The organism is Corynebacterium sp. Marseille-P4611 (genome assembly GCF_916618765.1).
Classification (GTDB): domain Bacteria; phylum Actinomycetota; class Actinomycetes; order Mycobacteriales; family Mycobacteriaceae; genus Corynebacterium; species Corynebacterium marquesiae.
Map to the genome: position 1 here is coordinate 1707547 of NZ_CAKAKD010000001.1, position 12682 is coordinate 1720228.

Here is a 12682-nt window from a genome sequence, read left to right on the forward strand (position 1 = left end):
CCGCACTTCGGTGTGGGGCAGTCTTTTTTGGCGCTTGCGCTGCTAGAGTGCCAAGACATGAAGAAGTTGGTCGCGCTGGTTGCAACTATCACGCTCGCCTCCACCAGCGTGGTTGCCTGTACACCGAAGCCGGTTTCTGCGGAACCGGTCGCGGAAGAATTCCTCCAGGGGATGGAATCCCGCAATAATGACGGCTTAGCCGCGCTTACCGACGCCCCCTCCGACGCCACCTCCGCCCTCGATGCCACCTACTCCGGCCTGCAGGCCGAGGGGCTTGACATTGAGCTTGAAGGCATGGACCAAGATGAGAACCTCGCCACGGCGAACTACAAGGTCACCTGGGATCTGCCCAAGGATCGTACCTTGAGCTATGACACGCAGATGACGCTGACGAAGACTGAGGATGAGTGGACGGTGCGGTGGAAGCCAAGCCTTATCCACCCCGACCTGGGAGCAAACCAGCACTTAGAGCTGCGCGCATTGGAAGCAAAGCGTGCCAGCGTAGTTTCTTCCAATGGGGTGGAATTGATGAGCCCGGGGCTGAACTACCGACTGGTGGTAGATACCAGTTCCTTGGAGGATGTGCGTCCTACCGCCTCAAAGATTAGCGGCGCGTTGGCAGCCGCCCATCGCCAGGATGATTCAATTGCAGAGATTGATGCCAAGGATTTGGCCAAGAAATTGGAGGATGCAGACGGTTCTTACTCCGTAACTATGTTCACGGAGGACCAAGCCAAGGCGGTGCGCCCGAAGGTGGAGGGCATGGACGGCGTGCGCCTCAACGAGGAGCCAGCCTTGGTTACCCGCGACCGCGGGTTAGCCCCCGATCTTATGTCGCGTGTGCGCTCTGCGGTCCAAGACGAGGTCGATGGTCAAACTGGCTGGTCCATCTCCGTGGTCAATGAGAATGGTGCGGCGCTTTCGGACGTCGAGAAGCATGCGCCTAATGCTGCGCCGTCGATTAAGGTGGGCCTTGATTACGACGTGCAGCGCGCCGCACAAGAAGCGGTAAACGAGCGCTCGGATTCGCAAGCTATGCTCGTAGCCATCCGGCCTTCTAATGGCGATATTTTGGCCGTCGCCCAAACCGAGAAGGCCGATGAAGACGGTGACGTAGCCCTCCAAGGCCAGTACCCACCCGGCTCAGTGTTCAAGATTCTTACTGCCGCGGCGGGTGTAGAAAACCAGGGCCTTAATACCGATTCCATCGTGCCGTGCCCGGGCACCATGGACATCTTTGGCCGCGTGGTGACCAACTATAATGCCTTCGCCCTAGGCAGCGTTCCGCTTAGCCAAGCATTCGCGCAGTCCTGCAACACCACCTTTGCGGATATTTCTACTAAGCTCAAGCCCGGTGAATTGAAGGACATGGGAAAGAAGTTCGGCTTCGGCGTGGAATACGATATTCCGGGCCTCACTACCATTACTGGTTCCATCCCGGAGGGAAAAGAACCACTAGAGCGCACGGAAGCCGGCTATGGACAGGGCTATGACTTGGCGAGCCCTTTCGGCATGGCACTTGTTTCTGCAACGGTTGCTAATGGCAAAACGCCGACGCCTTCGCTGATTGAGGGCCATGAGACTAAAGCGTCCGATAAGCCGCAGCGGATTCCCAAGCACGTGCTGGACAATCTCCGCGCCATGATGCGCCAAGTGGTCACCAGCGGTACTGCCCGCAGTATGGCAGCGGGTGGCACGATTTACGGCAAGACCGGTGAGGCCGAGATTAATGAGGGCTCGCACGCCTGGTTTACCGGCTACCGCGAAGAAGACGATATCGCCTTTGCCACCCTCGTGGTCTTGGGCGGCGGCTCCGATGCTTCGGTCAATATCACCAGCAATTTCTTGCAGAAGGTCGATGACTACCGCTCCGGTCCGCACAAGGGTGCGGCTCCGCCGGCCGAGGGATAGACCTAGACCCAGAGCTGAAGCTACGGCCCTAGCTTATGACCCCGGCTGCTGCATTATGGGCGCAGAGGACTACCATGGGAAACCATGAGTAATCGAGGAAAGCTAAAGCCAGGCAAGCCCACTCCGATCCTCACCGTGCCGGAGAGCATTGAGCGACCGGAGTACGTGTGGAAGGACGAGGTACAAGAGGGCATTGGTGAGCCCTACGTCCAGTCCCCAGAGGTTATTGAGAAGATGCGCGAGGCCTGCAAAATCGCGGCCAACGCCCTCAAGGAGGCTGGAAAGGCCGTGCAGCCGGGCGTAACCACTGATTACGTGGACCGCGTAGCGCACGAGTACATGTGCGACCACGGCGCTTACCCGTCTACGCTAGGCTACCGCGGCTTCCCCAAGTCCAGCTGCGTCTCCCTCAATGAGATTGTTTGCCACGGCATCCCGGATACCACCGTGATTGAGGACGGCGACATCGTCAATATCGATATCACCGCTTATAAGAACGGCGTCCACGGTGATAATAACGCCACCTTCCTTGCCGGTAACGTCTCCGAGGAACACCGCCTGCTGGTAGAGCGCACCAAGGAGGCCACCATGCGCGGCATCAAGGCCGCAAAGCCTGGCCGCGAGATCAATGTCATTGGTCGCGTGATTGAGTCTTATGCCAAGCGTTTTGGCTACAACGTCGTGCGCGACTTCACCGGCCATGGCGTCGGCCCAACCTTCCATAACGGCCTTGTTGTCCTGCACCATGACTCGACCGTTTACCGCGACATCCTTGAGCCTGGTATGACCCTGACTGTTGAGCCGATGATTAATCTTGGCTCCCTGGATTACGAGATCTGGGATGATGACTGGACCGTGCAAAACACCGACGGCAAGTTCACCGCCCAGTTTGAGCACACCCTCGTCATTACCGAGGACGGCAACGAAATCCTCACCATTCCCGACGAGGACTAAAGCTTTTTAACAAAGGCCGCCTCCACACGACCCAATGCAGGGAAGTGGGGGCGGCCTTTGTGCATGCTTGCTGACGTCCCGCGCAAGGCATCAGCACTCAGCACGTAGCTGTGCATAGCAAAGGGGCCCCGTTCTTAAAACGGGGCCCGCAAGCCCTAGCTATCTAGAGCCAATCTGCGGCTAATAATTAGCGGCGGAAGATTGGATCCAAGATGTGCTGCGGGACGATGCCGTTGTAAACAGCGTAGTTGTAAGCGCCGATGATTGCGCCGACAATGGAGGTGATGCCCAGTGCGGCAGCACCCTTCTTCCACTTGGAAGCCCAATCCGGGATGTTTTCGGAGGTCTCCTTGCCGAACATGTCCTCGCCGGTGACCTGGTTGTCAGCAGTTACGACAGGCTTGCCGTCCTCGCCCGGAGTCCATGCGCCCCACTCCTTGCCCAGCTGGGTGAGGGAGCTGGAGGACAGGGAGGAACCGGTGTTCTCGTTGGTGGTGGAGGACTCTGCAGAAGCAACGGCGGTGCCGCCGAAAGCTACGGTGACAGCGGTAGCAGCAGCAACGGCTGCGGTGCGGAAGTTACGCATTGTGAAAAATACCTTTCGGAAGTTTTGATTGAGCCGAGTGGCTGTTGCTTAGAAGGAAGGGCCGTGTACGAAGAAGTTGTAAACTGGGCCGATGATGCCGCCGAGCAGGGCACCAACGCCCGCTAGAACGGTAGCACCGTAGAAAACCTTTGCCCATGCTGGCTGGCCGGAGAAGTCCTTGGAAGAACCGAAGATGGCCACGCCGTTAGCTGCCTTGTCGGCCTCGAGCTTGTGGCCAACCTTGGAGGACAGGGAAGGAGTGTAGTCCTCTGGGGTCTGATCGTCGTCGCCGCCCTTTGCAGTCTTGGACGGGTTCTGTGGCAGTACCTGGATCTCGTTGCCGTTCTGGTTGACGGTGTCGGCAGCGGAAGCGACGGTGGTGCCGCCGAAAGCAACGGCGAGAGCGGTTGCGCCAGCGATAGCTGCATTGCGGATACGCATATCAAAATTCCTTAAAAGTCGTACTTGCAAGGCTTCCACACTGGGAAACCAAAGTGTTATTGAATGTACAGGGAACATCCAGAAACACGCGGTAGCCGTGTTCGTATCGGCTCTAGCCGGTGTCCCCAGTGAATCTAGTAAAACTCTCGTCCTTTTGCACGTCAAGGGCCGGAATTTCATCCATTAAATTAATGCGTGCCCCTAAATGGCGGTGAATTCCCTGCAGGTGCGAATGAGGCTTCCTTGGCGTGAAATGGGAATATGCTCGGAAAGCTGGGAAGATACTGGGCGTATGTGAGAAAGATCACGTAACAATTTACTTTTACCACTCCAGTCCCAAAAGGGCATTTTCCACTACTTCTGGCAGCGCAGGGTGGATCCAATATTGGTTGCGAGTGAACTCCCGCATGTCCAACTTGTAGGCCATCGCGGTGATCAATTGCTGGATCAAGGTAGAGGCCTGTGGGCCCATGAGGTGTGCGCCGAGAAGCTGCCCAGTCGCGCGGTCTGCTACCAGCTTGCAGATGCCAGTGCTATCTTCCATAGCCCAGCCGTAGGCAACGTCGCCAAAATTTTGGACCTTGACGGTGACGTCGAAGCCCTTCTGTCGTGCCTGCTTCTCAGTTAAGCCCACTGTGGCGATTTGTGGGTGGGTAAAGATGGCGGCGGGGACATTGTCGTGGGGCAGTGGGCGGAGATCTTCTGGGTGGAGCAGATTGTGCTGCACGGCGCGGGTCTCCGCATTGGCTACGTGCTTGAGCATATATGGAGAAGAGACATCGCCAAGCGCCCAAACGCCCTCGGCGGTGGTGCGGCCGAACTCGTCGGTGTTCACGCGGGCGTCGGCAAGCAGCTCAATGCCTGCCTTATCTACATCCATCTGATCGCCATTTGGGGTGCGTCCAGTGGCAATCAGAATGGCCTCTGCCTCAATAGAGGTGCCATCATCTAGCTCCAACCGCACTCCCTTGTAAGTCTCCTCGAGTTTGGTGCCATTGGCTATGCGCACGTCGAAGCGATCGCGAGCAATCTGGTTGAAGCGGCTGGACAGGTCATCATCCAAGTGGCGCAGCAAGGTATCGGAGCGATTGACCAGGGTCACCTTGGTGCCGAGACTGTCAAAGACATGGGCAAACTCCATGGCGATATAGCCACCGCCTACCACAATGAGGCTTTCTGGCTGGTGGTCCATGCGCATGATGTCTTCATTGGTGTAGTACTTCACGCCCGAGTTGGCATAGACCTCCGGAATCACCGGACGGGAGCCGGCGGCAATGACGATCTGGTCGCCGCTGATGACATGTTCGCCGGTCTGAATGGTCTTCGGGCCAACAAAGCGGGCATGCTCGTCATATACGGTGATATTTGGCGTTTCCTCACCGCGGCGATACTGCTCGCCGCCCTTGGCAATTTGGTCAATGCGGTTGGTAAAGACGCGGTCCACGATGGAATCCCAATCCACGCTATTGACCTGAGCATCTAGGCCTAGACGGCCGGCCTCGCGCGCCGCTAGGGCAATATCGGCGGCATAGACATACATCTTGGTGGGAATGCAGCCTACGTTGAGGCAGGTGCCGCCGAAGGTGCCTTTTTCAATGATGGCGATTTTCTGGTCATCAAAATCCGGGCTAGGGATGGAGTTTCCGGAGCCCGTGCCGATGATAATGAGGTCGAAATGTTCCTCGGCAGCGGTCGTATGGGACTGGTGTGAAGTAGTCACGTTTATTCCTTATATATAGGGGCTAAATTACTGAGTGGATTGTGGAGTATCGAGGACGGTGGGCAGCCACTTGTCACAGGTGTCAAAAGCTTCTTGGAGCGGGTCCGGAAGCGATAGGAACACATCGTGCCTAGCGCCCTTGATGGGATGCAAGGTGTAGTGGGCATTGAGTTCCTTTGCCCAGCGCCGCGTTTGCGCAACGTCGATGATGACATCCGCGTGGTTCACGCTGTCGGAGTACGGCTGACCCAATAGGGTTCGGGTGGACTGCAGCGTCAATATGGGGACGCCGGCATCAACGCGGCCGCTGTGGATAGCATCAAAGCCATGGAACACCGCGGCTATCCAGCCGACATATTTCTTATGGCCGGCCAATGGCTTAAAGCGAAGATCAAAATCCCAGTCGCCGTAGAAATCCTTGTGTACGGACTCGCCATAGGCGGTGAGGTTGCCACCGGGCAGGGGAGTCATGGGGGCCTTGCGGCCCAGCGCATAGAGCAACGGTTTGAGGGGAGTGAGAATCTGGCCAGGCACGCCCATCATGTCGAGCCATGGACTATTAAGGATGAGGCCTGCTAAGCGCTGGTGGCGTTCTCGGTCGGTTCGGTGCAGATGATCCATCCACAGCGGGGCGATCAAGCCACCGGTGGAGTGGGCGATGAAGACGACCTCATCATTGGGGATGGCATCGAGTGCGGCGGTGAGGTCAGCGAAATAGAACGCCAAATCCGATACATAGTGCCACGACTGGCCCGAGCGGCGCGAGCGGCCGCACTTGCGCAGATCGATGGCATAAAAGTCATAACCCTCGGCGGCAAAGTGCTCGGCTACGTGGGTGTGGAAGAAATAATCGGTCATGCCGTGTAGCCACACCAGCGCCGGGCGTGACGCGGCGGCTGACTCACGGGCAGTATCACCCGCGTGCTCCGGCGCGTAGTGCACCAGTGTGGTGACCACGTCGCCCTCGCCATCGGGGTCCGCGCCTAAGTCAATGGTGGCAGCTTCATAGTCAGGGCCAAGTTTGTCTGGGCCCCATACCGGGGAGTGTGTAACCATGCCTCGATTCTAGGTGCAATGAAGAACTTATGGTGCTGCCGGTGGGGTGTAAATACTGGGGGCGGAAATTCCCACATTTTCGCCACTGGTCTGGGGGAGAAATCCCAAATTGGATGAGAAAAAGCGTAGAGTAAGGCCTTAATGCGTGACGCACTACCAGGTTGTCATAGCGCAACGATGGTGGCGCGGGGCGCTAAGCGCTAAAAATCAAGGCGTAGACCGCGCCGATGGATATCTATTTTCAATTCGAAGAGGTAATAACACAGTGTCCTCCGCTAAGAAGACAGCACAGGTTGTAGACGAGGTCGATGTAGCACTTATCGGTGCTGGCATCATGAGCGCCACCCTGGGTGCTATGCTCCGCGAGTTGGAGCCCAGCTGGACTCAGATGGTCTTTGAGCGCCTCGATGGCCCCGCATTGGAGTCCTCCTCCCCATGGAATAACGCCGGTACCGGTCACTCCGCGCTGTGCGAGCTGAACTACACCCCGGAGAAGAATGGCCGAATTGATATCTCCAAGGCTCTGGGCATCAACGAGAAGTTCCAGAAGTCTCGCCAGTTCTGGTCCCACCAGCTCAACAACGGTATTCTCACCGACCCGAGCGAATTCATTAACCCGGTTCCGCACGTGTCCTTCGCACAGGGTGAAATCCAGGTAGATTACCTCAAGCGCCGCTATGATGTGCTGAGCGAGAAGCACATGTTCCCGGGCATGCAGTTCTCCGCAGATGATTCCGACTTTGCTGAGAAGCTGCCGCTGATGGCGAAGGGCCGTGACTTCTCCAATAAGGTGGCCATTTCCTGGACCGACGCTGGTACTGACGTCAACTTTGGCGCGCTGACCAAGCAGTTCCTGACCGCAGCTAAGGCCTCCGGCACCGAGATCCGCTACGGACATGAAGTCATCGACATCAAGCGTGATGGCTCCGCGTGGAAGGTGTATTCAAAGAACAAGCACACCGGTGACATCACTGTAGTTAAGGCAAAGTTCGTCTTCGTTGGCGCCGGCGGTTACGCCCTGGACCTGCTACGCAAGGCAAAGGTGAAGGAAGTTGCCGGTTACGCAGGCTTCCCAGTATCCGGTCTGTGGCTGCGTTCCAAGAACCCTGAACTTATTGAGCAGCACCAGGCAAAGGTCTACGGCAAGGCCGCTGTGGGCGCCCCGCCAATGTCCGTGCCGCACCTGGATACCCGCGTTATCGACGGCGAGAAGGGCCTGCTTTTCGGTCCTTACGGTGGTTGGAGCCCGAAGTTCCTGAAGAAAGGCACCTACCTGGACCTGTTCAAGTCCATCCGCCCAGACAACATCACCTCTTACCTCGGCGTTGCCGTGCAGGAGTTCGGCCTGACCAAGTACCTGGTGGATGAGGTGCGCAAGAGCTTCTCGGACCGTGTGGAAGCCCTGCGCGAGTACGTACCGGAAGCAAAGGAAAGCGACTGGGAGACCGTTATCGCTGGCCAGCGCGTCCAGGTGATTAAGCCTGCTGGTGCTCCGCAGTTCGGCTCCCTCGAGTTTGGCACCGCCTTGGTGAACAACCAGGAGGGCAATATCGCCGGCCTGCTCGGCGCTTCCCCGGGTGCATCCATTGCCCCGGCCGTCATGCTGGAGCTGCTGGAGCGTTGCTTCGGCGAGCGCATGATTGATTGGGCAGACAAGATCCGCGAGATGGTTCCGTCTTATGGCGTCAAGCTGCGCAACGATGAGAAGCTGTACGACGAGATGTGGGAGTACACCCAGAAGACCCTGAAGCTGGACCGCTAAAGCCGGCTTCTGTCTCGTTAGCCCCTGCACCGCTGCCGTTGTGGTGCAGGGGTTTCGTGCGCTTTGGGCAAAGTGGGGATTAGGTGCCGCAGTAGGTGAGGTAGCCCTGGAGACCATTAGGATCCGGCGATTCGAACGTTGGGTTGGGCTCCCACGGGTGGGTGACCGCGTGGAGAAGCTCCTGATACGGGCCCAACTCCCCGCGTTCGGCAGCATCCAGCGCGGATTCTACGGCGAGGTTGCGCGGGATAACCCGCGGCATGGCGCTATCAACACGGGAAGGATCAGGAGAGGACGCAAGGTAGTCGTCCAAGAAGTCTCCCTCGGCAAAGAGCTCGCGGGCGTGGGCGGGGTGGCCCGCGGCGGCGTCGGCAAGAGCGCGGTGAGCCAGCGTGATATCTGGGCCGTTGAGCTGCATGGCAGCCGCATAAGAAGAGGCGACTTCTCGAGAGGTATCCAAAGCCTTTGCTAAATCTGCCCTGTGCTGGTCCTCAAAGCGCTCGGTAAAGCCGTTGATGGATTCTTGGGCGAAGTCCATGGCCTTATTCATGTCTATATCAAAAAGCGGCAGGAGGGATTCCGCCAAGCGGGCCAGGTTCCATCCCAGGATGGAAGGTTGATTGCCAAAGGCATAACGGCCTTGCCTATCGATGCTGGAAAAGACCGTCGCGGGCGAATAGGCCTCCATGAAGGCGCAGGGGCCATAGTCAATGGTTTCGCCAGAGATGGTGGTGTTATCCGTATTCATCACGCCGTGGATAAAGCCCAAGCGCATCCAGTGGGAGACGGTGCGGATCTGCGCATCCATCACCTGGGTGAAAAATTCCTGGTAGTCCGCGCCAGGGTAGTGGCGCGCAATGGCATAGTCGGCCAACTGCCGGGTGTAATCCGTCTGCGCGGCTAGGTGAAAGGTGCCGACGCGGATATGGCTGGCTGCCACGCGTACCACAATGCCGGCCGGTTGCACGTGCCCGCGCTGAATGGGCCGTCCGGTGGAGATAACCGCCAGCGCCCGGGTGGTGGGAACACCCAAGGCATGCATAGCCTCAGAGACTAGGTACTCGCGCAGCATGGAAGACAGCGTTCCGCGGCCGTCGGACCCGAGGCGGGAAAAGGGAGTAAGTCCAATTCCCTTGGCATGGAGATCCCATAGCCGCCCGTCCTTATCCACCTCGCCCAAGAGCATGGCCCGGCCGTCTCCCATCTGCGGGTTAAACGCACCGAATTGGAAGCCGGAATAGGCCATAGCGTGGCCGCCTGCTCGGCCGGTAAGGAAATCTATGCCCTCGGAGGAGCGCAGCCAGTCCAGGTCAAAGCCCAACTGACTAGCCAGTTCCTCGTTCAAAATGACCATCTCTGGGTTCGGCTGCTCCTCACCCTCGGTGGGGCGAACCAAGTGGGGAAGCTTCTGGGCAAAATCGTGGTGTAGCTGCATCTAACCCTCCAGTGTTCCGCGCACGCGAATCTGGGCGCGACCGCCTACCCAAATATCCGTGCCGTCATCGTTGATAAATACTTCGCCCGCCCGGCCAATCTGGCTGCCTTGTGTTGCGGTATAACGCGCCGGCACCAAGTTACGCGAGCGCATAAACTGCGCGGCGCCGCCATTGAAAGAACCGGTGACTGGGTCTTCGAATTGCGTGGTAAAGGCCCGAACCTCATAGGCCGACTCACCCTCTGCGGCGTTGGGATTAAGGCCCACTACGCCGACCTTGGGGCGCTCGGATCGAGGCTCAACCGCGCGCACCGCCGCGGCATCGCGTAATTGCAGCAGGCGCCAGCCCGGGCCATTGTCCACCCAGCCATGGTCAACAATATCCGCGCTATCTAGCCCCAGCCCACCGCAGGCCTCCTTCAGATCCGCCGGGCTTAGCGGTTCATCGCGGCGCAGCGGCGGGGTAGCAAAGGACAAGACTTCGCCCTCTTCGCGGACGGTTACCAAGCCCACGCCGCATTCTTGGACGATAGTTCCCTCTGTCTGCGGGTTATTGCCTAGCGCCCGCCACGCGGCAGCGCTGCCCAAGGTGGGGTGGCCGGCAAAATCAAACTCCTCGTACGGGGTGAAAATGCGCACGCGGTAGTCCGCGCGGGCGTCGTGAGGCTCGAGCAAGAAGGTGGTCTCAGAAAAGTTGGTCCAGTTCGCGATTGCCTGCATTTGCTCGGTACTTAGGCCGTCGGCGCCCGCGATCACCGCCAAGGCATTGCCGTTAAAGGCACCCGTGGCAAAAACATCAACCTCAAAGAACTCGTGGTGCATGCCCGCCAGTCTAGTCAGCCCCAGGGATGAGGACTAAAGCTTAGCGCCTGCGCTAGCCTAGAAAGCCATGAAGAAGCTATGGCCCGATGCACTTCGCGCGTGGGTAGGCCCACCGTGGAGAATTATCATTCCGCTGTTTTTCTGGGGGGCTTCGGTGCCGGCGGCAGAAGGTGTTATTGATAGAACTTCGCTTTTCCAGGAGCTGGTTCTCGTACTTTATACAGTCGTTATTCCACTAGCACTCTGGCTACACCCCAAGCTCAGGGAATATGCCATCGGGGTCACTGCTATCACGCTAACGGTGTGCATCTTTACCCCGCTTGCTGCAATGGGCAACGCTCACTTTTTCCCTTTGGCTTACTGCGTGTTTCTGATAGGAGCACATTCACCCAAACGACTACAGCGAATCTGGATAGGGTGGATTGCCTTTGGCTCCTTGGCGGCCACCGCAGCGGACCTATACGGGCGGAGGATTATCAGCGGCATCGATTTTGGCCTCGAAGACACCACTGTTGGCCCGCTTCCTGCCTTCGCCTCCGTCGTCATCATCGCGTGGCCGGTCATGGGCTTTTTCTTCCTGCTTGGCACCAATGACCGCAAAAAGCGCGAGGACCAGCAGCTTCTGATTGAACGTGCGGAGATGGCCGGCGCGGTAGAGCGCAACCGCATCGCCCGCGAAATGCATGACATTGTGGCGCATAACTTAGCGGGCGTTATCGCTCTTGCCGACGGCGCCCGGTTCGCCGCCGCCAAAAATCCCGCAGCGGCCACAGAAGCCTTAGAAACCATCGCCTCTACCTCCCGCGATTCCCTCAAACAGATGCGCGGATTGCTCTCCGTGCTGCGAGATGGAGATTCCCGCGCCGATACCAAGGCGCCCGGCGCGAGTGATATCGCAGGACTCATCTCGGAAGCCCGCCGCAGCGGTTTCGATATCACCGTGCACGGGCTGGAGGACCTGCCGACCGAAAGCGACGAGCTCTATCAGTTCACCGTCTACCGCGTGGTGCAAGAAATTTTGACCAATATGCTCAAGCATTCCCGCGATAAAAGGGGAGTGCTGCGCTTTCGCTCTACTGGAAGCGGCCTAGTATTGAGCGCCGATAACCCGGCCGCACGCACGCCGGACAATCACGAGCCCGGTTACGGGCTCATCGGGATGAGCGAGCGCGTTAGGGCCTATGGCGGCAGCGTTGCTACCCGCACAGAGGACGGACACTTCTTTATCACCGTGGAGGTACCCAATGACTAACTCTGAGCAGCCAGCAAGATCGCATGCCGCTCCCATCCGCATTGGCCTAGTAGATGACCAGCCCCTCGTGCGCGCCGGGTTCGCCATGCTCCTTGGCTCCCAAGAGGATTTAGACGTTGCCTGGCAGGCATCCGATGGCGATGAAGTCCTCGACCTCGCCCGCGCGCAGCCTGCCGATATTGTGCTCATGGACGTCCAGATGGCCCGCGTCAATGGCATCGCCGCCACCGAAAGGCTGCTGCCGGAATTCCCGGATACCCAAGTCATTATGCTTACCACCTTCGATGACCAGAACTTTGTCCATGGCGCCATTTCCGCCGGGGCTTCTGGATTCCTGCTCAAAGACGTCGAACCGGAGGAACTCCTCGCCGCCATTCGCACCGTACATTCTGGCGAGGCCGTCCTTTCACCGCGCATTACCGCACAGGTGCTGCAGCAATTGCGCAGCGGGCAGTCCGCGTCACAGCCCGATTCACATGCCACCCCCGTTGCGGCAGCAGCTACCGCCCCTCCGGCAGAAGATCTCACGCCACGCGAGCTAGACGTCCTCAAGCTAATGGCACTGGGGTATTCGAATACCGAAATCTCCGAGTGCGAGTTCGTCTCCATGGCCACGGTCAAGACCCACGTACGCCATATCTTGACGAAAACCGGCTCGCGCGACCGCGTGCATGCTGTGCTCTACGCCCTTACCCATGGCGTGGTCTCGGTGGAGGAACTGCTGTCTCATCCCTAGGTATGAC

The 12682-nt window shown here is 58.4% G+C and carries 11 protein-coding genes; 5 read left to right on the forward strand and 6 right to left on the reverse strand.

Features of this window, described 5'->3' with window-relative positions; all coding sequences use genetic code 11:
- Nucleotides 1–57: 57 nt before the first annotated feature.
- Both LG376_RS08200 and map read left to right on the forward strand, forming a co-directional pair.
- Complete coding sequence (locus LG376_RS08200; protein WP_225746799.1) at nt 58–1911, forward strand: penicillin-binding transpeptidase domain-containing protein; 1854 nt, start codon at nt 58–60, stop codon at nt 1909–1911.
- 84 nt (nt 1912–1995) lie between these two features.
- Nucleotides 1996–2865, forward strand: coding sequence for a type I methionyl aminopeptidase (map, locus tag LG376_RS08205; protein ID WP_049377466.1), 870 nt, complete (start codon nt 1996–1998; stop codon nt 2863–2865).
- 187 nt (nt 2866–3052) lie between these two features.
- On the opposite strand, the gene LG376_RS08210 is transcribed toward map, so the two are convergent.
- The 4 genes from LG376_RS08210 to LG376_RS08225 all read right to left on the reverse strand — a co-directional run bounded on the left by LG376_RS08210 (nt 3053) and on the right by LG376_RS08225 (nt 6668).
- On the reverse strand, nt 3053–3451 hold the full coding sequence (locus LG376_RS08210; RefSeq protein ID WP_049377465.1) for a hypothetical protein: 399 nt from the start codon (nt 3449–3451) through the stop codon (nt 3053–3055).
- Nucleotides 3452–3499: 48 nt separating this feature from the next.
- Nucleotides 3500–3892, reverse strand: coding sequence for a hypothetical protein (locus LG376_RS08215; RefSeq protein ID WP_049377464.1), 393 nt, complete (start codon nt 3890–3892; stop codon nt 3500–3502).
- 322 nt (nt 3893–4214) lie between these two features.
- Entirely contained in the window at nt 4215–5612 is a 1398-nt protein-coding gene (gene mtr / locus LG376_RS08220; protein ID WP_225746800.1) for a mycothione reductase, read from the reverse strand.
- A 27-nt stretch (nt 5613–5639) separates the two neighbouring features.
- Entirely contained in the window at nt 5640–6668 is a 1029-nt protein-coding gene (locus tag LG376_RS08225) for an alpha/beta hydrolase (protein WP_225746801.1), read from the reverse strand.
- Nucleotides 6669–6933: 265 nt separating this feature from the next.
- Here LG376_RS08225 and mqo point away from each other — a divergent pair, with 265 nt between their 5' ends.
- Nucleotides 6934–8430: a malate dehydrogenase (quinone) gene (gene mqo, locus LG376_RS08230; RefSeq protein WP_225746802.1), complete on the forward strand. Its 1497-nt coding sequence runs from the start codon at nt 6934–6936 to the stop codon at nt 8428–8430.
- Nucleotides 8431–8509: 79 nt separating this feature from the next.
- Here mqo and LG376_RS08235 read toward each other — a convergent pair whose 3' ends face one another.
- A complete protein-coding gene (locus LG376_RS08235) occupies nt 8510–9865 on the reverse strand; it encodes a YdiU family protein (protein ID WP_225746803.1) in 1356 nt (451 codons plus the stop codon).
- Nucleotides 9866–10687 (reverse strand): PhzF family phenazine biosynthesis protein, encoded by an 822-nt coding sequence (locus tag LG376_RS08240; protein WP_225746804.1) that lies wholly within the window; start codon nt 10685–10687, stop codon nt 9866–9868.
- Between the two features lie 67 nt (nt 10688–10754).
- On the opposite strand from LG376_RS08240, the gene LG376_RS08245 reads away from it, so the two are divergent.
- Nucleotides 10755–11939 (forward strand): sensor histidine kinase, encoded by a 1185-nt coding sequence (locus LG376_RS08245; protein ID WP_005325192.1) that lies wholly within the window; start codon nt 10755–10757, stop codon nt 11937–11939.
- The gene (locus tag LG376_RS08250; protein ID WP_005325191.1) at nt 11932–12675 is read left to right on the forward strand and encodes a response regulator transcription factor; all 744 of its coding nucleotides are present in this window, start codon (nt 11932–11934) and stop codon (nt 12673–12675) included. The genes LG376_RS08245 and LG376_RS08250 overlap by 8 nt, the downstream gene beginning before the upstream one ends.
- Nucleotides 12676–12682 lie beyond the last annotated feature (7 nt).